Source organism: Pseudarthrobacter sp. MOO14 (genome assembly GCF_058267675.1).
In genome coordinates this window covers 924019-950460 of sequence record NZ_CM177849.1, presented here as the reverse complement: position 1 = coordinate 950460, position 26442 = coordinate 924019, and the positions used below count along the sequence as shown (strand labels likewise).

General features: G+C 66.3%; 29 protein-coding genes and 1 riboswitch. Of the genes, 13 read left to right on the top strand and 16 right to left on the bottom strand.

Annotation, left to right across the window (positions count from 1 at the left end; all coding sequences use genetic code 11):
* Positions 1–55: 55 nt before the first annotated feature.
* From AC4EEV_RS04345 to AC4EEV_RS04330, 4 genes are all read right to left on the bottom strand, one after another.
* The gene (locus tag AC4EEV_RS04345) at positions 56–907 is read right to left on the bottom strand and encodes an amino acid ABC transporter permease (RefSeq protein ID WP_018760310.1); all 852 of its coding nucleotides are present in this window, start codon (positions 905–907) and stop codon (positions 56–58) included.
* Positions 904–1554 (bottom strand): amino acid ABC transporter permease, encoded by a 651-nt coding sequence (locus tag AC4EEV_RS04340; protein WP_018760309.1) that lies wholly within the window; start codon positions 1552–1554, stop codon positions 904–906. Before AC4EEV_RS04340 ends, AC4EEV_RS04345 begins: the two co-directional genes overlap by 4 nt.
* Before the next feature lie 84 nt (positions 1555–1638).
* Positions 1639–2526, bottom strand: a complete 888-nt coding sequence (locus tag AC4EEV_RS04335) for a glutamate ABC transporter substrate-binding protein (protein ID WP_018760308.1) — start codon at positions 2524–2526, stop codon at positions 1639–1641.
* A gap of 68 nt (positions 2527–2594) precedes the next feature.
* The gene (locus AC4EEV_RS04330) at positions 2595–3350 is read right to left on the bottom strand and encodes an amino acid ABC transporter ATP-binding protein (RefSeq protein ID WP_026264268.1); all 756 of its coding nucleotides are present in this window, start codon (positions 3348–3350) and stop codon (positions 2595–2597) included.
* A gap of 104 nt (positions 3351–3454) precedes the next feature.
* On the opposite strand from AC4EEV_RS04330, the gene AC4EEV_RS04325 reads away from it, so the two are divergent.
* The 4 genes from AC4EEV_RS04325 (at position 3455) to AC4EEV_RS04310 (ending at position 6425) form a co-directional block, all read left to right on the top strand.
* Positions 3455–4237, top strand: a complete 783-nt coding sequence (locus tag AC4EEV_RS04325; protein ID WP_018760306.1) for an LOG family protein — start codon at positions 3455–3457, stop codon at positions 4235–4237.
* A gap of 75 nt (positions 4238–4312) precedes the next feature.
* Entirely contained in the window at positions 4313–4771 is a 459-nt protein-coding gene (locus AC4EEV_RS04320; RefSeq protein WP_018760305.1) for a DivIVA domain-containing protein, read from the top strand.
* On the top strand, positions 4768–6024 hold the full coding sequence (locus AC4EEV_RS04315; RefSeq protein WP_018760304.1) for a hypothetical protein: 1257 nt from the start codon (positions 4768–4770) through the stop codon (positions 6022–6024). The genes AC4EEV_RS04320 and AC4EEV_RS04315 overlap by 4 nt, the downstream gene beginning before the upstream one ends.
* 233 nt (positions 6025–6257) lie before the next feature.
* Positions 6258–6425: a DUF3117 domain-containing protein gene (locus AC4EEV_RS04310; protein WP_009357720.1), complete on the top strand. Its 168-nt coding sequence runs from the start codon at positions 6258–6260 to the stop codon at positions 6423–6425.
* Between the two features lie 54 nt (positions 6426–6479).
* Here AC4EEV_RS04310 and AC4EEV_RS04305 read toward each other — a convergent pair whose 3' ends face one another.
* Positions 6480–7112, bottom strand: coding sequence for an O-methyltransferase (locus AC4EEV_RS04305; protein ID WP_018760302.1), 633 nt, complete (start codon positions 7110–7112; stop codon positions 6480–6482).
* A gap of 229 nt (positions 7113–7341) precedes the next feature.
* Here AC4EEV_RS04305 and sigE point away from each other — a divergent pair, with 229 nt between their 5' ends.
* The 3 genes from sigE to AC4EEV_RS04290 all read left to right on the top strand — a co-directional run bounded on the left by sigE (position 7342) and on the right by AC4EEV_RS04290 (position 9274).
* On the top strand, positions 7342–7956 hold the full coding sequence (gene sigE, locus AC4EEV_RS04300) for an RNA polymerase sigma factor SigE (protein ID WP_109863734.1): 615 nt from the start codon (positions 7342–7344) through the stop codon (positions 7954–7956).
* Between the two features lie 7 nt (positions 7957–7963).
* Positions 7964–8800, top strand: a complete 837-nt coding sequence (locus tag AC4EEV_RS04295; RefSeq protein ID WP_018760300.1) for a hypothetical protein — start codon at positions 7964–7966, stop codon at positions 8798–8800.
* Positions 8801–8869: 69 nt separating this feature from the next.
* Positions 8870–9274: a twin-arginine translocase TatA/TatE family subunit gene (locus tag AC4EEV_RS04290; protein WP_018760299.1), complete on the top strand. Its 405-nt coding sequence runs from the start codon at positions 8870–8872 to the stop codon at positions 9272–9274.
* 8 nt (positions 9275–9282) lie between these two features.
* Here the strand turns inward: AC4EEV_RS04290 and AC4EEV_RS04285 are convergent, their stop codons facing one another.
* From AC4EEV_RS04285 to AC4EEV_RS04275, 3 genes are all read right to left on the bottom strand, one after another.
* Positions 9283–10428, bottom strand: coding sequence for an Mrp/NBP35 family ATP-binding protein (locus AC4EEV_RS04285; protein WP_491330846.1), 1146 nt, complete (start codon positions 10426–10428; stop codon positions 9283–9285).
* A gap of 67 nt (positions 10429–10495) precedes the next feature.
* Positions 10496–11194 (bottom strand): DUF1003 domain-containing protein, encoded by a 699-nt coding sequence (locus AC4EEV_RS04280; RefSeq protein WP_018760297.1) that lies wholly within the window; start codon positions 11192–11194, stop codon positions 10496–10498.
* Positions 11178–12461 carry a magnesium transporter MgtE N-terminal domain-containing protein gene (locus tag AC4EEV_RS04275; protein WP_026264267.1) on the bottom strand — a complete coding sequence of 428 codons (1284 nt, stop codon included), beginning with the start codon at positions 12459–12461 and terminating at the stop codon, positions 11178–11180. Before AC4EEV_RS04275 ends, AC4EEV_RS04280 begins: the two co-directional genes overlap by 17 nt.
* 77 nt (positions 12462–12538) lie before the next feature.
* On the opposite strand from AC4EEV_RS04275, the gene AC4EEV_RS04270 reads away from it, so the two are divergent.
* A complete protein-coding gene (locus tag AC4EEV_RS04270; protein WP_491330220.1) occupies positions 12539–13507 on the top strand; it encodes a YflT domain-containing protein in 969 nt (322 codons plus the stop codon).
* 121 nt (positions 13508–13628) lie between these two features.
* Here AC4EEV_RS04270 and AC4EEV_RS04265 read toward each other — a convergent pair whose 3' ends face one another.
* Complete coding sequence (locus AC4EEV_RS04265; protein ID WP_491330219.1) at positions 13629–15203, bottom strand: aminopeptidase P family protein; 1575 nt, start codon at positions 15201–15203, stop codon at positions 13629–13631.
* Positions 15204–15282: 79 nt separating this feature from the next.
* Here AC4EEV_RS04265 and AC4EEV_RS04260 point away from each other — a divergent pair, with 79 nt between their 5' ends.
* On the top strand, positions 15283–16131 hold the full coding sequence (locus tag AC4EEV_RS04260) for a PHP domain-containing protein (protein WP_018760293.1): 849 nt from the start codon (positions 15283–15285) through the stop codon (positions 16129–16131).
* A gap of 13 nt (positions 16132–16144) precedes the next feature.
* On the opposite strand, the gene AC4EEV_RS04255 is transcribed toward AC4EEV_RS04260, so the two are convergent.
* The 4 genes from AC4EEV_RS04255 to thiE form a co-directional block, all read right to left on the bottom strand.
* Positions 16145–17017, bottom strand: a complete 873-nt coding sequence (locus tag AC4EEV_RS04255; RefSeq protein ID WP_018760292.1) for a DNA-methyltransferase — start codon at positions 17015–17017, stop codon at positions 16145–16147.
* 8 nt (positions 17018–17025) lie between these two features.
* Positions 17026–18678 (bottom strand): DEAD/DEAH box helicase, encoded by a 1653-nt coding sequence (locus tag AC4EEV_RS04250; protein WP_491330218.1) that lies wholly within the window; start codon positions 18676–18678, stop codon positions 17026–17028.
* A gap of 291 nt (positions 18679–18969) precedes the next feature.
* The gene (locus AC4EEV_RS04245) at positions 18970–20481 is read right to left on the bottom strand and encodes an RNB domain-containing ribonuclease (protein ID WP_491330217.1); all 1512 of its coding nucleotides are present in this window, start codon (positions 20479–20481) and stop codon (positions 18970–18972) included.
* A 29-nt stretch (positions 20482–20510) separates the two neighbouring features.
* On the bottom strand, positions 20511–21203 hold the full coding sequence (gene thiE / locus AC4EEV_RS04240; RefSeq protein ID WP_491330216.1) for a thiamine phosphate synthase: 693 nt from the start codon (positions 21201–21203) through the stop codon (positions 20511–20513).
* A gap of 27 nt (positions 21204–21230) precedes the next feature.
* Positions 21231–21349: riboswitch (TPP riboswitch) on the top strand.
* On the opposite strand from thiE, the gene thiO reads away from it, so the two are divergent.
* From thiO to AC4EEV_RS04225, 3 genes are all read left to right on the top strand, one after another.
* Positions 21345–22634, top strand: coding sequence for a glycine oxidase ThiO (thiO, locus tag AC4EEV_RS04235; RefSeq protein ID WP_491330215.1), 1290 nt, complete (start codon positions 21345–21347; stop codon positions 22632–22634). (Overlaps the previous riboswitch by 5 nt.)
* Positions 22631–22867, top strand: coding sequence for a sulfur carrier protein ThiS (gene thiS, locus AC4EEV_RS04230; protein WP_018760287.1), 237 nt, complete (start codon positions 22631–22633; stop codon positions 22865–22867). The genes thiO and thiS overlap by 4 nt, the downstream gene beginning before the upstream one ends.
* A 4-nt stretch (positions 22868–22871) precedes the next feature.
* Entirely contained in the window at positions 22872–23684 is an 813-nt protein-coding gene (locus AC4EEV_RS04225; protein WP_018760286.1) for a thiazole synthase, read from the top strand.
* Between the two features lie 64 nt (positions 23685–23748).
* On the opposite strand, the gene AC4EEV_RS04220 is transcribed toward AC4EEV_RS04225, so the two are convergent.
* The 3 genes from AC4EEV_RS04220 to AC4EEV_RS04210 are packed head-to-tail and all read right to left on the bottom strand — an operon-like array spanning position 23749 to position 25012.
* On the bottom strand, positions 23749–24051 hold the full coding sequence (locus tag AC4EEV_RS04220) for a hypothetical protein (protein WP_018760285.1): 303 nt from the start codon (positions 24049–24051) through the stop codon (positions 23749–23751).
* Between the two features lie 26 nt (positions 24052–24077).
* Positions 24078–24302: a DUF3107 domain-containing protein gene (locus AC4EEV_RS04215; protein ID WP_018760284.1), complete on the bottom strand. Its 225-nt coding sequence runs from the start codon at positions 24300–24302 to the stop codon at positions 24078–24080.
* A 44-nt stretch (positions 24303–24346) separates the two neighbouring features.
* Positions 24347–25012, bottom strand: a complete 666-nt coding sequence (locus tag AC4EEV_RS04210; protein ID WP_018760283.1) for a TetR/AcrR family transcriptional regulator — start codon at positions 25010–25012, stop codon at positions 24347–24349.
* An 84-nt stretch (positions 25013–25096) separates the two neighbouring features.
* Here AC4EEV_RS04210 and moeB point away from each other — a divergent pair, with 84 nt between their 5' ends.
* Positions 25097–26296, top strand: coding sequence for a molybdopterin-synthase adenylyltransferase MoeB (gene moeB, locus AC4EEV_RS04205; protein ID WP_018760282.1), 1200 nt, complete (start codon positions 25097–25099; stop codon positions 26294–26296).
* The last annotated feature ends 146 nt before the right edge of the window (positions 26297–26442 follow it).

Genomic DNA, 26442 nt, shown 5'->3' with positions numbered 1-26442 from the left:
AAGAGCAGGTCCGCAACTCCCGGGAGTTGCGGACCTGCTCTTTGTTCAGGGTGTGCTAAACGGGTCCGGCGTGTCCGACCTGAAGGTCCGCCGTCGTGTTTGCAGTTGCCACGCCGCCAGCTGCCTTCCGGGAGCCGCGGCGTTCGATCCACACCGCAATCCTGGACACGGAGATGTTGATGGCAATGTAGATCGCTGCCGCCACAAAGAAGATCGGGAACAGGTACTGCGTTCCCAGGAAGTCCGCCATGACCTGCACCGCCCGCAGCAGCTCGCCGTAGGCCACGATGTAACCCAGCGAGGTGTCCTTCAGGAGGACCACCATCTGCGCTACAAGGGACGGCATCATGCGCCGGATCGCCTGCGGCAGTTCGATCAGCATCCGGGATTTGAAGCTCGTCAGGCCAATGGCCAGGCCGGCTTCGCGCTGTCCTTTGGGGAGGGACTGGATACCGGCACGGATGATTTCAGCGAACACCGCTGCGTTGTAGAGGACCAGGCCGGCAACGACAGCGATGAATGCGGACGTACCGAATCCGAGGAGGATAAAGAGCATCATCAGGACAACGGGCATACCGCGAAGGAATTCGAGGATGATGCGCATGGGTATCCGGATGACCGCCGCGTCTGAAATCCGCAGGAGGCATAGCAGCAGGCCAAGCGGAAATGCGATGACTGCTGCCAGGGCGGCTGCGGACAGGGTCGAACCAAGGCCGTTGCCGAGAAGCCGCCAAACATCGGCGCGGGTGAAAATCTGCCAGCGGCGGCCCTCGAAGATGCCTTGCTGGGCCAAGGTCATGACCACCCAGGCCAGCAGGCCAAGGATCAGGAGACCGCCGATGATTGAAGCAATGAGTGAAACCCGGCGTGCTTTGGGGCCGGGGACGTCATACAGGACGGAGCTCATCGGGCAATCGCCACCTTTCGTTCCACCGTGTTGGCGAGGATTCCCAGCGGAACGGTGAGGAGCAGATAGAAGAAAGCCGTGCCCAACAGGACTGTGATGACCGCGTCACCGTTGGCGTTGGCCAGTTGCCGGCCATAGCCGAACAGCTCCAGGACAAAGAAGGCGCCGGCAACGGATGAGTTCTTCACCAGCGCGATCAGGATGTTGATCAGCGGCGGGATCACCGTCCGCAGTGCTTGCGGAAGAATGATGAGCGAGAGTACTTGGCTGAACTTCATGCCAATGCTGCGGGCTGCTTCGGCTTGGCCCACGGGCACGCTGTTGACGCCCGACCGGACAGCTTCGGCGATGAACGCGGCCGTGTACGTACTGAGGGCGATAATTGCGGCGACCTCGAACTGCTCAAATTTGACCCCGAGGCGGGGGAGCACGACCGCCGCGAAGAAGAACGCGATGGTCAGCGGTGTGTTGCGGAGTACTTCCACGTAGACGGTGCTGAAACCGCGCAACGCCGCCACCGGGGATACCCGCGCTGCGGCCAGCAACGTTCCGAGGATCAGCGCGAAGATACCCGATACGACGGAAAGGAAAAGAGTGCGGAGAAAACCCTCCCAATACAAGGGCAGGTTTTCAATGATGACGTCCATAAGATCCTTCGGCTGTATGCGTGGACGGAGTGAAGGCGGTGGTGCCGGGGCTGCTTGGCGGCCCCGGCACCTATGGAACGCTGCTCAGTAGCGGTTGATGGCCGGCAGGCTCGGTGCAGTCTTGATGACTGAACCTGCGGTGGCTTCCCAGGCCTTCTTGTAAGAACCGTCCTTCTCGAAGGACTCAAGCTGGTCGTTGATCCAGTTACGGAACTCCGTGTCGCCCTTCTTCAGGCCGATGCCGTAAGGCTCCTTGGTAAAGGTTTCTTCTGATGCAAGCTTGAAAGCGTCCGGCTCCTTGTCAACGAACCCGGCGAGGATCACGTTGTCAGTGGTAACGGCTTCAACCTGCTTGTTGCGCAGCGGCTCCAGGCAGGCGGAGTAGGTAGCGGCAGGCACCAGTTCGGCGCCGTACTTGTCCACGATGGTCGCAGCGGGGGTGGAGCCGGTTACGGAGCACACCTTCTTGCCCTTGACGTCCTCGGGCTTCTTGATGGAGTCGTTGTCCTTGTTCACCATCAAGGCCTGGCCTGCTTCGTAGTACGGGCCGGCGAAGTCAACGACCTGCTTGCGCTTGTCGCTGATGGTGTAAGTCGCGATGACGATGTCCACCTTGCCCTGTTCGATGAAGGGCTCGCGGTTTGCGGAGACAGTTTCGGACCATTCGATCTTGTCAGCGGCGATGCCCAGCTTGGCGGCGATCAGTTTGCCGATTTCAACGTCGAAACCGACGGGCTTGCCATCCAGGCCGACCTGGCCGAACAGCGGCTGATCGAACTTGGTGCCGATCTTGATGGTGCCGGCGGAGGACAGCTTCTCCATGGTGGTTCCGGCTGCGAACGACGGCTTCTCGACGGGGCTCGGGTTGCTGGAGCCGCCTGAGTCTCCACCGCCGCAGGCGCTAAGGGACAGGGCGAGGGCGGCTGTAGCCGCCACGACGAAGGACTTTCGTCGGGACATAAATGCCTTCATGACATTCCTTTCATTGATGGCCGTTGGGTTCTCGGCCTGGATGCGAACTGAGTGTGGTTGCTTGGGGATCAGTGCGTGAGGAGCTTCGAGAGGAAGTCCTTGGCACGGTCGCTCTTCGGGTTGTTGAAGAATTCCTCCGGGGTGGCGTCCTCCACGATCTGGCCGTCTGCCATGAAGACCACGCGGTCAGCAGCCTTTCGGGCGAAGCCCATCTCGTGGGTGACCACGATCATGGTCATGCCTTCCTTGGCCAGCTGGACCATGACGTCCAGGACCTCGTTGATCATTTCGGGGTCGAGCGCGGACGTGGGTTCATCGAACAACATGACCTTCGGCTTCATTGCCAAGGCGCGCGCGATGGCGACGCGCTGCTGTTGTCCGCCGGAAAGCTGGGCGGGAAGCTTGGGCGCCTGGTGCCCTACGCCTACCCGTTCCAAGAGTGCCATGGCATCTTTCTCCGCGGCCGTCTTGGAAACGCCTTTGACCTTGATGGGCCCGAGCGTCACGTTTTCAAGGATGGTCTTGTGTGCGAAAAGGTTGAAAGACTGGAAGACCATGCCAACATCGGCGCGGAGCTGGGCCAGTTCCTTGCCTTCCTCGGGCAGGACTTTCCCGTCGATGGTGATGGTTCCACCCTCAATGGTTTCCAGGCGGTTGATGGCGCGGCAGAGGGTGGACTTACCGGAGCCCGAAGGTCCGATGACCACAACAACCTCGCCCTTGCGGACCTGCAGGTTGATGTCCTTCAGAACGTGCAGCTGGCCGTAATGCTTATTAACGGCGTTCAGGGAGACGAGGGCATCGCCGGGCACATGAGTAGTCATAGGAAAGAATCTAGCGAACAACGGTGGGTTATGACGCCAATCACCCCAAGTTCATGCCGATCGTGATTCAAGAGATACCTGGAGTCGGAGGTTAGCCTAGGGGAATGAGTACCAACGCTGATCCGGCCAAGACAACCCAGCCACGCCGCAAAGGGCCCCTTGAACTGCGCCGCAAGCAGGCCGCCGTGGAAATGTCCGACCAGCATCTGCTCGATACCAAAGGCCCCGGCCAGTTCGTCCACACCGACCCCTGGCGGGTCCTGCGGATCCAGAGCGAATTCGTCGAAGGATTCGGTGCGCTGGCGGACATTGGAAAGGCCGTCAGCGTTTTTGGTTCCGCCCGCACCAAGCCCGGCAGCAAGTACTACGAAATGGGCGTCGAGGTGGGGCGCAAGCTCGCCGAGGCCGGGGTGGCGGTTATCACCGGCGGCGGCCCCGGATCCATGGAGGCGGCCAACCGGGGGACGGTGGAAGGCAACGGCGTATCCGTGGGCCTGGGCATTGAGCTGCCCTTCGAGCAGGGCCTGAACCAGTGGGTGGACCTGGGTATCAACTTCCGCTATTTCTTCGCCCGCAAGACCATGTTCGTCAAGTACGCGCAGGGCTTTATCGTGCTGCCGGGCGGCCTGGGCACCCTGGATGAGCTGTTCGAGGCCATGGTCCTGGTCCAGACACGGAAGGTGACGTCGTTCCCGATCGTGCTCCTTGGCGTCGAATTCTGGGGGCCGATGATCGAATGGATCCGGGGCACCCTGGTGGCCGAGGGAATGGTCTCGGAGAAGGACCTGGACCTGATCCAGCTAGTTGACGATCCCGCCGAAGCGGTGGACCGTGTGCTTCACGTTGCCGTGACCCCGTCCATGAATGGTGAGCAGCGGCCGGAGTAGTACAGGGGCCACGGCCTGGCCCGGTTCCGTGCCGTGGGCCGCGGACCGGCGGGATGGATCTGGCACGATGGGACAGTGAGTTTCTTTCTGGTATTCCTCGCCGTGGTCCTGGTGGCGGCGGTCCTGTGGGCCGGCCTGGGCCGGCGCTCCCGCGGTACCGGCGGTGCCGGGCTGCCTGCACTGCTGGGTGCCGGCCTCGAGGACCCGCCCGCAAACCTCCCACCGGTCTTGCTGCCGGCACACGCCGGACCTGAGGACGTGGACCAACTACGGTTCTCGCTCGGGCTGCGCGGCTACCGGATGGACCAGGTGGACCAGGTCCTGGAGGACCTGCGGGACCAACTCGCCGCCAGGAACCGGGAAGTGGCGGAGCTCCGCAGCCGGCTGGCTGCGATGGAAGGCGACGTACCGGAACCGGATTCCGACGCCGGCCCGGCCGCCCCCGCGAACCCGGCACCGGCTGACCCGGGCACCTCCGCGGACGCGGACGAGGCCGCCCGCGGGACCGCCGTGCCGGGGACGGGCGGCCCGTGAGCACGGTGGACCGCCGCAGCCCCCTGGCATCTGCCCACACTGCCGCACTCCGGGCTGCTTCCGCCGTCCGCGGCTGGCCGTGGTGGATCCAAACCACTGTCCTGTATGCCGCCGCCCGCCTGGTCTCGGCGTGCATCTTCATGGCCGCCGCGCTCCACCAGGGCGTCAACCCCTGGTTCCCGCCGAAGCCGGACTACTGGAATTTCATCAACATCTGGGATGCCCGCTGGTACGCCACGGTCATCGCCGATGGCTACCCTTCCGTGCTCCCCACGGACGCCGCCGGAAACGTGCAGGAAAACACGTGGGCCTTCTACCCGCTTTTTCCCGCGCTGGCCGGCGGGCTCAGCCGCCTCACCGGCATGAATTCCGCCGCATCGCTGACCGTGATCGCCATGCTGGCCGGCTGGGGCGCCGCGTTGCTGGCCTACGTCCTGTTCCGGCAGCGGGCGGACCATGGCCAGGCGATGTGGGGCGTCGCGTTCTTCTCGACCTTTCCCGTTTCGGCCGTGCTGCAGGTGCCGTACGCCGAACCATTGTCCCTCCTTCTGCTTGCGTGGGCCCTCCTGCTGGTGCTGCGCCGCCAATACCTGTGGGCCATGCCGGTGGTGTTCGTGCTGTGCCTGTCGCGGCCCGTGGGCGTGCCCTTTGCGGCCATGGTGGGCCTGCTGCTGGTCTGGCGCGCCGTGGACCGTCTCCGGGGCGGCGCCGCGCCGGGAACGGAAGAAGAATCACACTCGGTGCGGGACCTCGCCGCGCTGACTGGACTCACCGCCGTCGCAGGTGTGTCCGCACTGGTCTGGCCTGCTGCCGCGTGGGCCGCCACGGGTGACCCACAGGCCTACACCAAGACCGAAACTGTGTGGCGGGGGCAGGACCTGGTGCCGTTCAAGCCCTGGTTCGATACCGGCGTCGAACTTTTCGGCCCCGTCCTTGGCCTGCTGGCGCCGTTGGTCTTTGTGGCACTGTTCGGCGTGATGCTGTTCCTTCCCCCGGTAGTGCGGCTCGGTGCCGAACTCCGGCTGTGGTGTGCCTGCTACATGGGCTACCTGCTGATGTTCCTCCACCCGCAGACCAGCACGTTCAGGATGCTGCTGCCCCTGTTTCCGCTGGCCCTGGGCGCTGCCTTCCTTTCCCGGTCCCGGGCTTACCGCGGAACCGTGGTGGCCATGTTCGTGCTGTTGCAGATCGTGTGGATCGTGTGGCTGTGGGCCTGGGCCCAGCTGCCGGGAGGCGGCGATTATCCGCCCTAGCGGGAGGGGCTTCCGTGCAGGTCAGGCCGGGAATGCCCGGCGCACGGAAATGTCCATCGATTAGCTACGTGCGGGTAAATCCGCGATAATAGTAAGTAAGCAAGGACACAAGCATCCAGAAAACGCGCAGCCTCGGCGGGGGGAGCACCACCCCGCCACAGCCGCTTGATCGACATGCGGACCCAGCCCGCCCGGGCTGATCAGTCCTGGAACAAAATGGAGGGGAATTCCTCATGGCGGCTATGAAACCACGTACCGGCGACGGCCCAATGGAAGTCACCAAGGAGGGCCGCAGCCTGATCATGCGCGTCCCGCTCGAAGGCGGCGGGCGCCTCGTGGTCGAGCTGAACGCTGCCGAAGCAGCCAACCTCAAGGAATGCCTGGTGGGCGTTACCGAATAGTCGTGCCGGACAGGGTCCGTGGCCTCGTGCCGCGGACCCTGTCCTGTTTCCGGCCTACTTCTTGACGGCGACCAGCAGGCCGTCGCCGGTGGGGAGCATCGCCGACGCCAGCCGGTCGTCGTCGCGGATGGCCCTTCCCACCTGGCGCAGCACCACCGTAGTGGCCTCGCGGCCGGCCGGGTTGGCCACCTTGTCCTTGTCCAGGGCGTCATTGATAATCAACAGGCCCGACCTCTTGAGGAGCCGGATGGCCTGCTCGACGTAGCCGGGCAGGCCGGGCTTGTCGGCGTCGATGAAGACCAGGTCATACGCGCCGTCAGTGAGGCGCGGCAGGACATCGCCGGCCCGGCCGGAAATGGTGCGCGTGCGGTTTGCCGGACTGCCGGACTCGGTGAACGCCTCGCGGGCCGCGCGCAGGTGTTCGACGTCCACGTCAATGGTGGTCAGGACAGCGTGCGGGCCAAGGCCCCGCAGCAGGCAGACGCCGGAGACACCGGCGCCGGTGCCGATCTCGACGGCGGTCTGCGCCTTCGACGCGGCAGCAAGGACCGTCAGGACCGCGCCGACACCGGGGCTGATGGCACTCACGCCCAATTCAAAGGAACGTTCCCGGGCCCGAAGCATGACCTCATCCTCAGCGGGCAGATCTTCTGCATAGGACCAGCTGCTGGACTTGTCGGCGCTCATGAATTATCGCTTTCTGGGCGTGAAGGGGGAATGTCCCCTTTAGCCTACTGTGTCCGGCCCCGCCGGCCCGGGAAGAGGCTGTTGCGCCGAAGGCTGAAGTTACCCTGCGGTCAGGAAATTCCCAGCCAAGTTTGACATGATTGGAATCCGCTCATCCAAAAGGTGACCGGCGCCGAATCAGAGATGTCAACAGTATCCGGGCGTTAGCATTCCACGAGGGGAGTGGACGATGTCATCTTCAGTTGTGGCACCTGTCCCTGCAGTCAACAATCCCGATGATGAGTGGGTCCGTCCCACCTGGGAAGAAGTGGTCACCAATCACTCCGCGAAGGTCTACCGGCTGGCCTACCGCCTGACCGGGAACAAGTTCGACGCCGAGGACCTCACCCAGGAGGTGTTCGTCCGCGTCTTCCGTTCACTGGAAAACTTCAAGCCGGGCACCCTGGACGGCTGGCTGCACCGCATCACCACCAACCTGTTCCTCGACCAGGCGCGCCGGAAGACGCGCATCCGGTTCGACGCCCTGGCGGAGGACGCCGAGTCCCGGCTGCCCGGCCGCGAACCGGGCCCCGAGCAGAGCTTCGAGCTGAACAACCTGGACCTCGATGTCCAGGCAGCGCTGGAGGAACTCCCGCCGGACTTCCGTGCCGCCGTCGTCCTCTGCGACCTCGAAGGCCTGTCCTATGACGAAGTGGCCGAGGCGCTCGGCGTCAAACTCGGCACCGTCCGTTCCCGTATCCACCGCGGCAGGACCATGCTGCGGGAAAAGCTGGCACACCGTGACCCGCGCCCGCACCAGGGACGCCGCAAGCTCTCCATGCCGCGCATAGCGGGCATCCTCTGATCGGCGCATGAGGTCCCAGTTTCCTTTCGGCGGCAAGCACCAGCGCTCCGGCAGCCACCTCGAGGCGTGCCAGGAGTGTGCCGCCACTGTCCGCCGGGAACGGCAGTACCTTGAGCGCCTCCGCCAAGCGCCGGTCCCGCCCGCCAGCGAGGACCTGACGGCACGGCTTCTGGCGCGCACCCACGAACTCGCGGCGCAGCCTGAAGCACCCGCGGGCCCCACCGGAAGCCGGATGGCCGCCCGGGCCCTGGCGTTCACCGCGGGAGGGACCATGGCCGCGGCCGGCGTGCTCGCCGTGGGGGCGTTCACCGCAGCGGGGGATCCGGTGGCGGGGGAACCGTCAGGAACGGAGGCGGCGTTTTCCCACGTTTCCTCGCAGAGCCCAACGGATGGGCGCCCGCTGGATCCCGCCCAACTGGCCTCGCTGCGTTCTGAAGGCTGGGCCTGCCCGGAACTGCAGGCCATGGGATTCCACCTCGAAGCCGCACGGGCGGTGCTGGTGGAAGGACAACCGGCGGTGGAGCTGCGCCTTACCGACGGTGCCCATCACGCCACGGTCACCGAGCAGCACCCGTCCAAACCGGGTGCCGGGACGTCGCAGGCGTGGTCCTTGACCCCGGCGTCCGCGACCTACCGGACCGCCGGCCTCACCATCACCTACCGCTCGGACCTTCCTGCGGCGCGGGCCGACGACGCCCTTCCGATCCTCAAGAACGTCGCTGATGCCGCCACCGAGGGTGTTGCGGCCTCCGTTCCAGAAGCGTCCGCAGGAAAGTCCGGGGAGCCGCTGGAGTCACGGCTGGAGCGCGGCATCAGCAAGATCGCAGCCCTGTTCACCCCGTGACGCGGACTGTTTCCACGTCAGCCGGACGGGAATCGTCACTGGCAGCCCGGAGAGGGTAATCTTCCTAAAGTGTTTGGTATCAACGGCCCGGAATTCATAATTCTGCTGATCATAGGCGTTCTCGTGATCGGCCCCCAACGGCTGCCCGAATATACCCAGAAGCTGGCAAACCTGGTCAAGGAAGTCCGCCGGATGGCCTCCGGTGCCCGTGAGCAAATCAAGGAAGAAGTAGGCATCGACATCGACGATGTCGATTGGAAGAAGTACGATCCCCGCCAGTACGACCCCCGCCGCATCATCAAGGAAGCACTTTTCGACGACGACACCAAACCCGTCAGCGCCGGAGCCCCGGCCGCGGTGGCGGCGGTTTCCGGCGCGGCTGCAGTGGCCGACGCCGCACCTTCCCGTCCTGAGCGGGTTGTGGAGCGGCTCGCCCCGGGCGAAACCGCTCCCTTCGATACCGAAGCCACCTAGGGCGCTGGTCAGCGGGGCTGGAGGCCCAGCTTCATCCCGGCAAGGCCCCGCGGTGTGGCGGCAAGCTGCGCCGCGATACCTGTCAACGCCACGCCTGCCGCGGAATCGGGCCGGCCAAGCACGATCGGAACCCCGGCGTCACCGCCCTCGCGAAGTTGGATATCCAGCGGAATCTGGCCCAGCAGCGGCACCGGAACGCCGAGCGTGGTGCTGAGCCGCCCGGTAAGGACTGTCCCGCCGCCGCTTCCGAAGAGTTCCATCCTGCCGCCGCCGGGCATGTCCAGGTACGACATGTTCTCAATGACACCGGCGATCTTCTGGCCGGTCTGGGCTGCGATCGCACCCGCGCGTTCGGCCACGTCCGCTGCCGCAGCCTGGGGCGTGGTGACCACCAGGATCTCAGCCTTGGGCAGCAACTGCGCCACCGAAATGGCGATGTCCCCGGTCCCCGGGGGAAGGTCCAGGAACAGTGCGTCCAGGTCGCCGAAGTAGACGTCCGTGAGGAATTGTTCCAGGGCCCGGTGCAGCATGGGTCCCCGCCAGGCGACAGGCTGGTTCCCGGTGACGAACATCCCGATGGAGATGACCTTCACACCGTAGGCAACCGGGGGAAGGATCATGTCATCCACCTGGGTGGGAGCCTGGGTGATGCCCATCAAGGCGGGGACGGAGAAACCGTAGACGTCCGCGTCCACGATGCCCACTCGCAGGCCCCGGGCAGCCAAGGCAGTGGCAAGGTTTACAGTCACCGAGGATTTCCCCACCCCGCCCTTGCCGCTGGCCACCGCATAGACCTTGGTCAGCGACTCGGGCTGGTTGAACGGGATGGTGCGTGCGCCGCCGGGGCCGCGCAGCTTCTCCTTGAGCGCATCCCGCTGGGCCTGGTCCATGACCTTCAGGTCGACGTCGACGGCGGTGACGCCGGGGACCGCGGACAGGGCCTTGCGGGCATCGGCTGTGATCGTGTCCCGCAGCGGGCAACCCGCAATGGTGAGCAGGACTGCGACGGTGACCCGGCCGTCGTCGGACACCTGGACGGAGTCCACCATCCCCAGTTCGGTGATCGGGCGGCGGAGCTCAGGGTCAATAACGGTTGCCAGGGCGTGGGTGACGGCCTGGAGCAGCGGGGATTTGCTGGATGGTGCCGGATCCATGGGGGCGCTCACGTGAGGGGCCTCGGCTTTCGTGCTGGTGCGGCGAAGTGCAGCCGGATGATCCGGACTAGCGTTCGTTGGTGGAATGGCCGGGCTTGACCCGGGGGATCTGCTGGGTCCGCGGGCCACGCTGCCGGTCCCTCTGCTCACGCAGTTTGTCCTTGACCTTGTCCCGCGGTGACTCATGGGAACCGGGGCCGGAGTCGTCGTGGGTCCGGAGTTCCTCCTGGGCTTCCAACATGTCCTCCAGGAGTGAGCGCAACTCCGCCCTGACGTAGTCACGGGTGGCTACTTCACGCAGCGCGATCCGCAGGGAGGCCAACTCCCGGGTGAGGTACTCGGTGTCGGACAGGTTGCGTTCGGCGCGCTGCCGGTCCTGCTGCAGCGAGACGCGGTCGCGGTCGTCCTGGCGGTTCTGCGCGAGCAGCAGCAGGGGTGCCGCGTAGGAAGCCTGCAGCGACAGCATCAGGGTCAGCAGGGTGAAGCCGAGGTCCCTCGAGTCGAACTGCCACTCGACGGGCGCCCAGGTGTTCCAGCCCAACCAGAAGATGCAGAACACCGTCATGTACACCAGGAACTGCGGCGTGCCCATAAACCGGGCAAAACCCTCGGTGGCGTGCCCGAATGCGTCCGGATCCGGCTTGAACTTGGGCAGGATCCGCTGACGGGCGCTTAGGGGTGTGTCGAGGCTGCCTTTTGCTTCCGCGTTGGCCAGGCTCCGCTGGTTGGGGTTCTTCGGGGCGCTGTTATCAGCCAATGCGGCCACCGAGCTTTCTTATCGGGGCTTCGCCATCGTGGGCGCGCCAGTCGTCCGGCAACAAGTGATCCAATACGTCATCAACAGTCACCGCCCCCACAAGCCGGCCGGCGTCGTTGACCACCGGGAGGGAGTTGAGGTTGTAGGTGGCCAGGGTCCGGGCCACCTCACTGATGTGGGCCTGGTCGGACAAAGGCTCGAGGTTCTTGTCCACCAGGTTGCCCAGTGCCTCGAACGGCGGGAAACGGAGCAGCTGCTGGATGTGCACCACGCCCAGGAAGCGGCCGGTGGGGGTCTCGAGCGGCGGCCGGGCGATGAAGATCGACGACGCCAGCGCAGGGGAGAGCTCCTCCCGCCGCACATGGGCCAGGGCTTCGGCCACCGTGGCTTCCGGCGGCAGGATCACCGGCACGGGCGTCATCAGGCCGCCGGCCGTGTCCTCGTCGTATTCGAGCAGGCGGCGGACGTCCTCGGCGCCTTCGGGCTCCATCAGCTGGAGGAGTTCCTCGGCCTGGGCGGAAGGGAGTTCGCCCAGGAGGTCGGCGGCGTCGTCGGGGTCCATTTCCTCAAGGACGTCGGCGGCGCGCTGGACATCCAGCGCGGAGAGGATTTCCACCTGATCGTCCTCGGGAAGCTCCTGGAGGACGTCGGCCAGCCGCTCGTCCTGCAGTTCGCTGGCAACTTCGAAACGGCGCTTGTCGCTCATCTCCTGCAGTGCCTCGGCAAAGTCTGCGGGCTTGAGGTCTTCGTGGTTGGCCACGAACTGCGTGGCTGCCTGCGGCTCGGTGCGTGCTCCCTGCTGGGCGTCCGCCCAGTCAATGATCAGGGTTTCATTGCGGCGCAAGCGGCTCAAAGGGGACAGCGAGTGGCCGCGCCGGACAAAGAGCTTGCTGACGAACCAGTCCCGGGACCGGTGCTGGTCGATCGCGATGTCCTCGATGGTGGCGTCGCCGCTGCCGTCGCGGAGGGTGACCCGCCGGTCGAACATCTCCGCCACCACCAGGGTTTCGGCTCCACGCTGTTCGAACCGGCGCAGGTTGACCAGGCCGGTGCAGATAATCTGCGTCTGATCGATCGAGGTGATCCGCGTCATGGGCACGAAGACGCGCTTCTTCCCCGGAACTTCCACCACGATACCCACCACATGCGGCGCACCCTGGGTCCCCCTGGACAGCACAACAACATCGCGCAGCCGGCCCAGGCGGTCACCCAAGGGGTCGAAGACATCCAGGCCCAGGAGGCGTGCCACGAAGACACGGGTAGGTGTTGTGCTCACCACTACAGGCTACCGAGTCTGCTCTCTTTTAGCTGAATTTACAGGCAGCACCCATCTTGATGGGCAAGAATGGGTGTATGTCCAACATTTTTGGTGCTCCCAAGACCGGCGGCCCCACCGGACCGGATGACGCCCGGGCCGTACCCACCGGTGACACCGTCGGGTCCTACAACTCCTACCTCGACGCCCAGAAGGCGGTTGACTATCTCGCGGACCAGCAGTTCCCGGTCCAGATGGTTTCCATCGTGGGCAACGAACTGAAGATGGTGGAGCGGGTGACGGGACGCCTGAGCTACCCCCGGGTGGCCCTTTCCGGAGCACTGAGCGGCATGTGGTTCGGCCTCTTCGTAGGCGTCATGTTGTCCTTCTTCGCGCCCTCGCCCGGCTACTTCTCGATCATGACGTCGGTGTTGATGGGTGCGGCCTTCTTCATGCTCTTCGGCATCGTCACCTACGCCATGCAGCGCGGCAAGCGGGACTTCACCTCCACCAGCCAGGTAGTGGCCACGAACTATGACGTCATCGTGGCTCCCGAGGCAGCCCATGAGGCCCGGCGCCTGCTGCAGCAGCTGCCGATGTCCCGCTCCGACGCGGCGTCCGGGCACGGCCCGTACACGCAGCATGACTACTACAACCAGCCGAACCAGCAGCAGCCGGGGCAGGAACAGCAGCCTGGCCAAGGACCGGCCAGGCCCGCCGGGTGGAACGACCCCTACGGCCAGCGGCCCACTGCAGCTCCGCCGCAGGAAGGCCACGGCTCCCCGGGCGCCGGAAGCCAGCAACAGGCCGGACAACAGTATGACGACGGGCAGCCGCCGGCACAGCCGGTCCGCACCGTGCGGTACCCCGACCTGCCGGACGGCCGGCCCCAGTACGGAGTCCGGCTTCCGCAGGGCCCCACGGCTGACGCCGCGCAGCACGGCGCAGCCGCCCCGGAACACACCAACGAACCGGCCACCCAGTCCGCAGCGGGCCACAACCCGGAGCACAACGCAGGGCAGTACGGCCAGGACGAGGACACGCACCGGGGCGGCAGCGGACAATAGGGCTGCCGGCTCCGCAGACACCCCTGCCTTCCTGCCGGCGCGCGCAGGATGACGGCGAAACGAAAAGAGCGTGGCCACCGGACCCAGTCCGGTGGCCACGCTTTTCCCGTGTGTGCCCGTGTCAGGCCTCTTCGGTCCGGTAAATGCCGGCCATCCAGGTCTCGACGTCTTCAACCTTGCGGGGCAGGGCGGCGCTGAGGTTGACGGGGCCGTCGGCGGTCATGAGGATATCGTCCTCGATCCTGACGCCGATGCCACGGTATTCCTCGGGAATCGCCAGGTCTTCCGCCTTGAAGTAGAGGCCAGGTTCAATCGTGAAAACCATGCCTTCGGTGAGGATGCCGTCCAAGTAAAGTTCCCGCTTGGCCTGGGCGCAGTCGTGCACATCCAGGCCGAGGTGGTGGCTCGTTCCGTGCGGCATCCAGCGGCGGTGCTGCTGGCCCTCGGGGCTGACCGCCTCCTCCACGCTGACCGGAAGCAGACCCCACTCGGCGAGGCGCTCGGCCAGGACCGTGGTTGCCGCGGTGTGGATGTCGCGGAATTTCGTCCCCGGCTGCGCTGCGGCGAAGCCTGCGTCCGCGGCGTCGAGCACTGCCTCGTAGACCTTGCGCTGGACAGCGGTGAAAGTGCCGTCAGCCGGAATGGTACGGGTGATGTCCGCCGTGTAGAGCGAGTCCGCCTCGACACCGGCGTCCAGGAGCAGGAGGTCGCCTGCGTGGACCCGGCCGGTGTTGCGGGTCCAGTGCAGCACGGTGGCGTTGTTGCCGGAGGCCGCGATGGTGTCGTAGCCCAGTTCGTTGCCCACCTCGCGGGCGCGGGCAAAGAACGCCCCCTCCACTACCCGTTCGCCGCGGGCATGCGTCAGCGCACGGGGGAGGGCCTTGACGACCTCCTCGAATCCCTCAACCGTTGCGGACACGGCGATCTTCATCTGCTCGATCTCCCACTCGTCCTTGAGCAGGCGCAGCTCGGAGAGTGCTTCGCTGAGCTTCTCGTCCAGGGCGTCCAGGACCTCAAGGTCCAGGTTCTCCGGGTCCTTCGCCGTGTTGTACCGGGCCGTATCCACCAGGGCGTCGATGTTTTCGTCCACCTTGCGGACCAGGCGGATGGAGATGCCGCCGATCTCGGGAGCGCCGACATCCTTGGTGATGGCCGTTTCGAGCTGATCGATGTGGGCGGTGGGCAGCCCCAGGCGGGCCTGGAACTCTTCGAGGGTGGGGCGCGCCCCGATCCAGAACTCGCCGGAGCGGGAATCGGCGTAGAACTGTTCGGTGTCCCTGCCCGCCAACGGCCGGAAGTACAACGTGGCGCGGTGGTTGCCGCCGTCGTCGCCGTTTCCTTCCTCCACCGGGTCCAGGATCAGGACAGCGTCCGGCTCGTGGTCCAGGCCGAGGCCCGTCAGGTGGGCGAAGCCGGAGTGCGGCCGGAAGCGGTAGTCGCAGTCGTTGGAGCGGACCTTGGGCGGTCCGGCGGGGATGACCAGCCGTTCGCCCTTGAACAGGGCGGAGATTGCCTTGCGCCGGGTTGCGGCGTAACCGGCGACGGCGTCGCGCTGGGGGAGTTCCTGGCTGGACGGCGCCCAGTTGCTGGCCATGAAGGCCTTGAAAGCGTTGGAACTGGGCCGCTGAGAGCGGTTGTTGACGCGCTCCTCCAGCGGCTGGGAAGCAGAGTTCTGGGTGTTATCGGCAGGGTTCACGGCACCATCGTCTCACCAGCGTCGCGGCTATGCGAACAGGCTCCGGTGCCGGAGGGGCGGGGTCCACTAGTCTGGACAAGTGAGGATTGACCTGCATGCCCACTCCAACGTCTCCGATGGGACAGAGCCCCCCGCCGACGTCATGGCCTCAGCCGCGCGTGCGGGCCTGGACGTGGTGGCCTTGACCGACCATGATTCCACCGCGGGTTGGGCCGAGGCGGCCGCGGCCGCCGTCACGCACGGCGTGGCCCTGGTTCCCGGCATGGAAGTCTCCTGCCGGACCGCGGAAGGCATCAGCGTCCACCTCCTGAGCTACCTGCACGACCCCACCCATCCAGGCCTGCTGGAGGAGATCACCAAAGCCAAGGACTCGCGCCTGACGCGGGCCGAACGGATGGTCACCATCCTGGCCGAGGACTACCCCCTGACATGGGACGACGTGATCCACCACGTGGCTCCGGGCGCCACCCTGGGCCGGCCGCACATCGCTGATGCCCTGGTGGCAGCGGGGGTGGTGGAAGACCGTTCCGAGGCGTTCGCTTCGATCCTCACTTCCCGGTCCCGCTACTTCATCCCGCACTATGCACCGGACCCGGCCACCGCCGTCGAACTTGTCCGTGCCGCGGGAGGCGTGCCGGTGTTTGCCCACCCGGTAGCGTCGGCCCGGGGCCGGATCGTGGGGGAGCGGACCTACCAAGAGATGATCGACGCCGGACTGGCGGGACTGGAGATCGACCACCGGGACAATCCGGAAGAGGGGCGGGCGTTTTTGCGCAAGCTCGCCGCCAAGCATGGCTTGCTGGTCACCGGCTCCTCCGACTACCACGGTACGGGCAAGCCGAATCTGCTCGGCGAGAACGTCACTGCCCCCGGAATGCTGGCGCGGATCGAAGAACTGGGTACCGGAGCCGCGGTCATCCGCCCCTGATCAAGGGGGCGCGTCAGGTGGGCTGGTACACGGCCAGGGTGGCGTGCGCACCGAGCCTTTTGGCCATGATGTCGATCGCGGGCTGGTTCTGGTCCACGCACACGAACTTCCGGCCAAGCTTGGCCGCCACGGCGCCCAGGGTGCCGGAGCCTGCGAAGAAGTCCAGGCACCAGTCGCCGGGGCGGGACGAGGCGGCCACAATCCGGCGGACCAGCCCTTCCGGCTTCTGGGTGGGGTACCCGGTCTTTTCCTTGCCGGTGGGGGAGACGATGGTGTGCCACCAGACGTCCGTAGGCAGCTTGCCCAGTTCGCGCTTGGCCGGCGTCACCAGCCCGGGGGCCATGTAGGGTTCACGATCCACCTCGGCGTTGTCGAAGTGGTACTTGGCCGGGTTCTTGACGTACACCAGGATGTTGTCGTGCTTGGTGGGCCACCGGTTCTTCGCCCGGGCGCCGTAGTCGTACGCCCAGATGATTTCGTTCAGGAAGCATGCCCGGCCGAAGATGGCGTCCAGCATCACCTTGGCATAGTGCACCTCGCGGTAATCCAGGTGCAGGTACAAGGTGCCGTCGTCGGCCAGCAGCCGCCACGCCTCCACCAGCCGCGGTTCCAGGAAGGACCAATAGTCGCTGAACGCGTCGTCGTAGCGGTGCAGTGCGCCCTTGATGGTGTCGTAGGAACGGCCCTTGAAACCCACCCGGTCCCCGCTGCCTTCAGCGTTGGCCACCATCCGGGTTTCCTGCCGCTGCTGCGGCCTGCCCGTGTTGAAGGGCGGATCCACGTAGATCAGCGTGAAGGCGCCGTCCGGCAGTGTTGGGAGGTACTCCGCGTTGTCCGCGTGAACCACCAGGCTGCCGCCGTCCGGCGCCCAAACAGTGTCTGTCATCGACGCAGTTAGCCCTCGGAGCTGCCGGGCTGTCCGCCCTTGTCCGCGGCGGCAACCACTTCGCCGTTGCGGCGGCGGGTGCGGGTCCGGGGACGGCGGGTGCGCGAGGGCTGGTCGCCGTCGGCCGCGGGGGCGGCTGCGTCCGCGGCAGGGGCGGAGTCGGAGGTACGACGACGGCGCTCACCGGAGCGGGCGGAGTCCCGGCCGTCGTCCTTTCCGCGTCCCCGGCCGTCGCGCTCGCGGGAACGGGAGGCGTCCCGGCCGCCGCGGCTGTTCTTCTTGCCGGTTTCGCCCAAGTCCTCAAGCACCTCGGCGTCAACGCCGGCCAAGGTCCGCTTGTCGCGCGGGAGACGTCCCTTGGTGCCCTCGGGGATGTCGAGGTCACTGTAGAGGTGCGGTGAGGAGGAGTAGGTTTCCACGGGCTCGGGGACGCTCAGGCCCAAGGCCTTGTTGATCAGCGCCCAGCGCGGCATGTCATCCCAGTCGACGAATGTGACTGCAGTGCCCTTGTTGCCGGCGCGGCCGGTGCGGCCCACCCGGTGCAGGTAGATTTTTTCGTCCTCGACGCACTGGTAGTTGATCACGTGGGTGACATCGTCCACGTCGATGCCGCGGGCGGCGACGTCCGTTGCCACCAGCACATCCACTTTGTTGTTCCGGAACGCGCGGAGCGCCTGTTCGCGTGCGCCCTGGCCCAGGTCGCCGTGGATGGCTGCGGCGGCGAAACCGCGGTCCACCAGTTCCTCGGCCACCTTGGCGGCGGTGCGCTTGGTCTTGGTGAAGATGATGGTCCGGCCACGGCCCCGGGCCTGCAGGATGCGTGCCACCACCTCGGTCTTGTCCATGCTGTGCGCACGGTAGATGAGCTGGCGGATGTCGCGCTTGGTGAGGCCTTCATCATCCGGATCGGCTGCCCTGATGTGGGTGGGCTGGGTCATGTAGCGGCGCGCCATCGCGATGACGGGGCCGGGCATGGTTGCCGAGAACAGGAGCGTCTGGCGGACAGCCGGGGTTCCGGCGATCAGGGTCTCAACGTCCGGCAGGAAGCCCAGGTCCAGCATTTCGTCGGCTTCGTCGAGGACCACGAGCTTGACGTTCTTCAGGCTCAGGTGCTTCTGCTTGTACAGGTCGATCAGGCGCCCCGGGGTACCCACTACTACTTCGACGCCCTGCTGGAGTGCTTCAACCTGGGGCTCGTAGGCGCGGCCACCGTAAATGGTGGTGATCCTGGCGTTGCGCTTGCGGGAGGCCGTTTGGAGGTCGTTGGCCACCTGCACTGCCAACTCGCGGGTGGGGACGATGACCAGGGCCTGCGGGGCGCCCGGGACGGCCAATTTGGCGTAGCCGGGGTCGTCCTGTCCGATGACCCGCTGCAGCGCCGGGATGCCGAAGCCCAGGGTCTTGCCGGTACCGGTCTTGGCCTGGCCGATGATGTCGTGGCCCGCCAAGGCCACCGGCAGGGTCATGGCCTGGATGGGGAAGGGGTGCGTGATCCCGGCGTCGGCGAGGGACTCGACAATATCCGCGCGGACGTTGTAGTCGGCAAAGGACTTCTCCGCGATCTCGTGCGGGGTCTCGTCCGAGATGATGGTCTCTTCCGGCTCGATGGTCTCGGTGCCGGACGCATCGGTCAGGAGCTGGTGGGTATGCAATTCACTCACGGGGAGTTTCCTTATTCATTTGGGCAATGGCGCTGCCTGCTCAACGGGCCGGCCAGTCCTGGCCGTTCCGGAGCACGCTCGGGCGCGCAAGCTAATCCAGTGGAAGCCGATCGCGGGCTATCTAATGCTGGCACTGGTGACCAACGGGCAAATCTCAAGATCGCGTAGGGGCGGGCTTGTTGGTTTCAAATCAAGGAAATCAACGACCGGGCATCCAGTTCTACCTTCCCAGTCTAGCCGTACAGGGGCGAAATCCCCGTGTTGCCCCTTCCTGCCGCGTCCATAGGGCCCTTATGGAACCAGTTCGAAGTGGATCTGCCGGGTGGTGATGTCGGAGGACAGCAGCCGGACGCGCACCTTGGTACCGGACGTCAGCTCGCCGGCGCAGCGGGCCGTCACCGCCGGTTCGGCGATCTGGATGATCCCGGAACTGCCGTTCCCGTTGCCGTTCCTAGTGGCTCCGTTGCCGTTTCCATTGCCGTTCTTGGCGGATCCGTTGCCGTTTCCGTTCTGGGGCTTGGACCCGGAAATCACGATCGCGTCGAATTCCTGGCCGATGTGGTTCAGCAGCAATGCCGCCTCCACCGTGTCCAGCGCCATCCGCTCCATCCGCGAAGCCAGCTGGTCGGAACCGGCCATGATTCCCGGCAGCAGCGGCAGCGCCTCCCGTGCCCAGCCCGGAACATCACCGCCGTTGCTGAGGGCTTCGCAGATCACCAGCACGAAGCGGTCCACCAGCCGGCGCAGCGGGGCGGTGGTGTGGGCGTAGGCGGCGCCGATGGCGGACTGGATGCCGTCGTCCGGGACCGTCCCGTCAAACGCCGTATAGGACGCGCCCCGGAACAGCATCCCGGCCGAATGCATGATGGCCAGCTGGCGGGGATCGGTGGGGTTAAGCGACCGCAGGTACTCGCCGTAGGTGACTTCGCCGTCCCACGGCCTGCCCAGCACTTCGGTCTGCAGCCGGAAATGCCTCAGGGACCGCTCATCCGGGGCCGGCATGGTGCGCAGGATGCCCACCTTGCCTTCCAGCATGAGCTGGGCGGCCGCCATCCCCGTCATCAGCGAAATCTGCGCGTTCCAGTCCTCCACGGGAAGCTGCGGGGCGGCGTCGATCCGGTAGCCGCCGTCGGGCAGCTGAACGATCTCCTGCTCCGGCATGTTGAGGCTGGCGCCCCCGCGCTCCCGCTCCAGCGCCACCCGTTTCAGCCCCACTTCCCGGAGCAGTTGCAGCACGGGGGGAGCGGTGCCGGCGTCGAGGGCTGCTTGTGCACCTTTGTAGCTGAGCTTGTCGCGGCTGCGGATCCGCGCCCGCCTGACGCCCACGGACGTCACTGCTGCGTCGGCGTCGAGCGTGAATTCCCAGACGAAAGCCGGACACTCCTGGCCCGGCAGCAGGCTCCCGGCCCCTTCGCTGATGACCTCCGGGTGCAGCGGGATCCGGCCGTCGGGAGCGTAGAACGTCTGCCCGCGGCGCCTGGTTTCAGCATCCAGCGGACCACCCGGCGCAACAAATGCAGGAACATCGGCGATCGCGTACAGCACCCGGTAGCCGCCCCCGTCCGGCTCGATGAACACGGCTTGGTCCAGATCCGTGGACGAGGCGGGGTCGATGGTCACGAATGCGACGGCGGTCAGGTCATAGGACGGCAGTTTCAGGGCCGCCACGGCGGCGCGGGCGTCGTCCACTGCCGCGGCCGGGTAAGGCCCCGGCAGTTCGAGTTCGGTCCGCAACGCGCCCAGTGCCTCTTCCAAGGCGTTCCGGTGGTCGCGGACATTGGGAGCCAACCGATGATGTGACACAAAAGTCAGCGTAACTCCAAGTCCTGGGTTTACGCAGGCCCGGGGCCGGCAGCGTCCAGCGCGTCGAGCAGGGAGGCCGCAGCGGCCGCGGGATCCGACGCCTCCGTGATGGCACGCACCACCACGATCCTCCGTGCTCCTGCCTCCGCCACCTGGTGCACGTTCCCGTGGTCGATGCCCCCGATGGCAAACCACGGCACCGGGTTGGGTACTTCCGCGGCAGCCTTGGCGGCGTACTTCACCAGGTCCAGCCCGACGGCGGTCCGGCCGGGTTTGGTGGGCGTGGCCCAGACGGGCCCCACGCAGAAGTAGTCCAGGTGGGAAGGCCCGGCAGCGGCGGAGAGGGCGGCATCCACCTGCTCCGGGCTGTGGCTGGACAGCCCGATGGCCGCATTGCCGTTGACCAGCGTCCGGGCCGCAGCCAACGGGAAGTCTTTTTGGCCGATGTGGAACACCGGTGCGCCGGACAGCACCGCGATGTCGGCCCGGTCGTTAACGGCCCAAAGCCGCCCGTGGCGAACCGCGGCCTCCTTCAAGACCGCCAGCAGGTCCAGTTCTTCGGCTGCCTCGATGCTCTTGTCGCGCAACTGGATGATGTCCACGCCCCCGGCGAACGCGGCATCCACGAACCGGGCAAAGTCGCCGCGGTCCCGGCGCGCATCCGTGCAGAGGTACAGTCGGGCCGCCCCAAGGGCAGGAAAGGAGGAGGGGGACATATTCATGCCTGCCAGCCTAGTTCCTCTAAACTGGGCTGGTACTGCGGGAGCCCGCGGCAGCTGTCACAAAGCGCCGGGCTGAGAGGGCGTCGGAGCCGACCGCTTGACCTGATCCGGCTAATACCGGCGTAGGGAAGGAACCACACCATGACCAGCACCAGGAACTGCCTGCCCGGACTTGGCGATGACGCCATCCGGGCCGACGTCGCCGTCATCGGCGCCGGAGTGGTGGGACACGGAATCGCCTGGGAGATCCAGCGCTCCGGCAGGTCCGTTGCCCTCATCGATGACGCGCCCGGCGCCGGCGCCAGCTGGGCCGCTGCCGGCATGCTGGCCCCCGTCAGCGAGCTGCACTACCAGGAAGAGGACCTCCTGGAACTCATGCTCGACGCATCATCCCGCTGGCCAGGCTTCGCTGCCGGCGTCGCCGCAGCAGCCGGAGCCGGGACCGGCTACCTGATGACACCCACCCTCGCTGTCGGTGTCGACGCTGCCGACCGGCGGGCGCTGATGGACCTGCGCGCAGTGCAGCAGGCCAGCGGCCTGGAGGTGGCACCGTTGACCGTGCGTGAAGCCCGCAGCCGCGAACCCCTGCTGAGCCCGGGGATCTCCTGTGCGCTGGACACCCCGGCCGACCACCAGGTGGACCCGAGGAGGCTGATAGCGTCCGTGCGCCTGGCGCTCGCCGCAACGGTACGGGAAACCCCGACGGTGGCGGTTGCCGGTGCAACGGAAGGTTTTGCCGTCCCGGAGCGGGCGGCCGGACTGCTGTGGAAGGACGGGACGGTGGCCGGCGTCCGCCTTGGGAGCGGCAGCACAGTCCTGGCGGGGGAAACTGTCGTGGCCAACGGCCTGCACGCGGCGTCCCTTGACGGCTTGCCCCACGGCCTTGACCTGCCGCTGCGGCCGGTGCACGGGGACATCCTCCGGCTTTCCGTGCCGCAGCACCTCCGCCCGTTGGTGACAGCCACGGTGCGTGGGCTGGTCCACGGGATCCCGGTGTACATCGTGCCCCGGGAGGATGGCACGGTAGTCATCGGCGCGTCCCAACGGGAGGACGCCCTCTCCGACGCCGTGAGCGCCGGGAGCGTCTACCAGCTGCTCCGGGACGCCCAGGCGCTGGTTCCCGCCGTCGCCGAATTGGAACTCCTGGAATGCACCGCCCGGGCGCGCCCCGGGACCCCCGACAATGCACCCTTGCTGGGCCGGGTTGCGGCGTCCTTGGGATCCGGGGGCCCAGCGGACGGGCACGTGCCGGGGCTGGTCATCGCGACAGGTTTCTTCCGGCACGGGGTGCTGCTCACGCCCGCCGCCGCCGCGATCTGCACGGCACTCCTGGACGGGGCCGCCGATCCCCGCTGGGCGCCGTTCAGCCCGGACCGTTTTTCCGGGTCGGCCTTGGCCGTCCCCAGCCCCCATCTGAAGGAGACAGCGTGAACATCACCCTCAACGGAAACCCGCACACGGTGGCCGACGGCGCCTCCATCACCACGCTCGTCAGCCAGGTCACCGGGCGGCCGCTGGCCCCCAACGGCCAGGCGACGGACGGCAGGAAACTGGGCGTCGCCGTCGCCCACAACGCCCAGGTGGTGCCGCGCAGCCAATGGTTCGGTACCGCGCTCGCCGACGGCGACGACATCGAACTCGTCACTGCAGTCCAAGGAGGCTGACCCCATGACCGAAACCGGCACCATCAACACCGCAAGCCAAGCCGCAGATGACACCCTGGTGATCGACGGCGTCGCCCTCGGATCCCGGCTCATCATGGGCACCGGCGGTGCACCCAGCCTGGACGGCCTGGGCGCTGCGCTCCTGGCCTCCGGCACGGCACTGACCACGGTGGCCATGCGGCGCTACTCAACCGCGGAAACCGGCTCTCTGTTCCAGTTGCTGGTGGACCACGGGATCAAAGTCCTGCCCAACACCGCTGGCTGCTTCACGGCCCGGGACGCTGTCCTCACCGCGGAACTGGCCCGGGAGGCCCTCGAAACCGACTGGGTGAAGCTGGAAGTCATCGCCGACGAGCAGACCCTGCTGCCGGACGCCGTGGAACTCGTTGACGCCACCGAGCAGCTGGTCAACCGCGGCTTCAAGGTCTTTGCCTACACCAACGACGATCCCGTGCTGGCGCTGCGGCTGGAAAATCTTGGTGCCACCGCCGTGATGCCGCTCGGCGCACCGATCGGCACCGGCCTGGGCATCCTGAACCCGCACAACATCGAACTCATCGTCTCCCGGGCCTCGGTTCCCGTGGTCCTGGACGCGGGCATCGGTACGGCCTCCGACGCCGCCCTGGCCATGGAACTGGGCTGCGACGCCGTCCTGCTGGCCACAGCCGTGACGCGGGCGCAGAACCCGGCGCTGATGGGGGAAGCGTTCAAGCACGCCGTGGTTTCCGGACGGTTGGCGAGGGCAGCCGGACGCATCCCGCGCCGGGAACACGCCCTGGCCTCATCGGCGATGGAGGGCCGGGCCGAGTTCCTCTAGCCCCCAAAAAGCCTGTGGCCACCACCCGGACGGGTGGTGGCCACAGGCTTTACTCAGGGTCGGTTCAGCCCCGCAGGACCGCGTTCAGCCGTTCGGTGTCATGGCGTGTCCGGGTGCGGCCCAGGTAGGCGACGGCGGCAATGGCCGCGGCGGTGCCGAGGACGATGGGCAGGACCCAGGGGAGCCACGTCAAACCCGGAAGGTAGCCGAAACCTGCCGTCATGAGGATGATCCACGCCATCGCCGCGACGCCCACGGCGATCCCGGCGGGCACGCCCGCGCCGTATCGGGAATGGCGTTTGTCATTGGCCCAGACGATAAACCCGGCGGCGAGCGTGGCAAGCACCACGATGGTCAGCGACAGCATGGATCTCCTTGGAACGTGCGGTCAGCCTAGAACTGGCCGAAACCTACGCGGCGGACCTCTTCAGCGCCAATTTCCACATAGGCAAGTGCGTTGCCGGGCACAATGATCAGGCGTCCCTTGTCATCCTTCAGGCGCAACTGGGTGCCGTCATTGATGGCTTCACCAACAGTCTTGGCCACCGTCTCAGCATCCTGGTCTGATTCGAGCACGATTTCGCGGCCAACGTTTTGAACGCCGATCTTAATTTCCAAGGGGGCCTCCCAGCCTGGTTCGTCGATGATGTCTTATTTGTAGTCTAGGACTCTTTGGGGAAGCGAGAGATTCCGCGCCAAGCTAAACGGTAGATGAGGTCGCTGGCCACGTTGAGGTCCAGGTTGCCGTCCGTTTCCAGCCAATACCGGGCGCTGACCTGCGCCATCCCGGCAAGGCCGCGGCCCAGGAGCTCCGCCTCCAGGTGGGGGAGCTTGGTGTCCTCGGCAATGACCCGGGCGATGGCGTCTGCGAAGGTCCGATTAAAGGTCTCCAGCCTGGAGCTGACATCGGGATCGTTGATCAGGTCCGATTCGAACACCAGGCGGTGTGCCTGGTCGTCGTTGGCGATGAAGTGGAAGTAGGCGCGCATGACGGCCTGAACGCGCTCGTCGTTGTCCGTGGTGGAGTTCAACGCCCCCAGCATCAGCTCGGTCAGTGACGTCAGGTGGCTTTCCAGCAGGGCCAGGTACAGCTCACGCTTGGACGGGAAGTGCTGGTACAGGACAGGCTTGCTCACGTGGGCAGTCTCTGCAATTTCGTCCATCGCGGCCCCGTGGTAGCCGTTCGCAACGAAAACTTCCTGGGCGGCGGCAAGCAACTGCGCGCGGCGTTCGTCCCGGGGCAGCCGGGCGGACCGTTGGCCTGCGGGGCGGGAGGGAGTTTGCGGTTCGGCCGCGGGCGGGCGGTCAGCCCGTGCTTCAGGGACCACAGTTGTCCTTCTTTCCATTGCAGTTACATTCACTTTACTGCGGGGTAATATGACCCGGCGGTATCCCGGGGCATACATTGAAGTATGGCTTCGACGTTCACCGCAAATGTTTCAACCCATTCGCTGGATCCGCTGGTGGAACCGGCAGCTGCCCTGACGTCTGCCGAGGTGGAACGCTACTCCCGGCACCTGATCATTCCCGAGATCGGCGCGCTGGGGCAGCGGCGGCTCAAGAACGCCAAAGTGCTGGTCATCGGAGCCGGCGGCCTCGGTTCACCAGCACTGCTGTACCTCGCCGCGGCTGGGGTGGGGACGCTGGGCATCATCGACGACGACGTGGTGGACCTGAGCAACCTGCAGCGCCAGGTCATCCATGGCGTGCAGGATGTGGGACGGCCCAAGATCGAGTCGGCCCGCGATGCCATCGCCGCCCTGAACCCGCTGGTGGATGTCCGGCTCCACAACGTGCGCCTGGATTCGGGCAATGCGCTTGAACTGTTCGCAGAGTACGACCTGATCCTGGACGGCGCTGACAACTTCGCCACCAGGTATCTGGTGAACGATGCCGCCGCGATCCTGGGCAAGCCTTATGTGTGGGGCTCCATCTTCCGCTTCGACGGACAGGTGAGTGTCTTCTGGGAGAAGCACGGCCCCACGTACCGGGACCTCTACCCCGAGGCCCCTCCCGCCGGTTCCGTGCCTTCCTGCGGCGAGGGCGGCGTCTTCGGTATGTTGTGCGCCGCCGTGGGCTCGCTGATGGTCACCGAGGCGGTGAAGCTGATTACCGGCGTCGGGCGCTCCCTGCTGGGCCGCGTGGCGCTGTTCGATGCCCTGGGCGGCAGCTGGCGGGAGATCCGGGTCGCCAAGGACCCGGCGGCGGAGCCCATCACTGAACTCACGGACTATGAGGCGTTTTGCGGGATTGCCCCGGCGTCCACCACGGACACGGAACACACCATCACCGCCACCCAGCTGGCCACCATGCTGGCATCGCGGAAAGCCGGGCTCAAGGACTTCGAACTGGTGGACGTCCGGGAGGCCGGCGAGTACGACATCGTCCGGATCGACGGAGCCAAGCTCATCCCGCAGGGACGGATCCTGGCGGGCGAGGCGTGGGGCGAACTCCCGCAGGACCGGGACATCGTGTTCCATTGCAAGGCCGGGACGCGCTCGGCGAACGTCCTCGCGGCGGCCCGCCAGGCAGGCTACCAGCGGGTCAGCCATCTCGACGGCGGGATCCTGGCCTGGGTGCGCGAGGTGGAGCCTGACAAGCCCGTCTACTGACGGTAACGCCCGCTCACCCTCGACACCAATTTCCCCAACGCCCGCTCACTTTCGACAGCTTCCAAATCAACGCCCGCTCACTTTCTTGAAGGAAGTGAGCGGGCGTTGGCTCAATGGGGGGTAGGAAGTGAGCGGGCGTTGGCTCA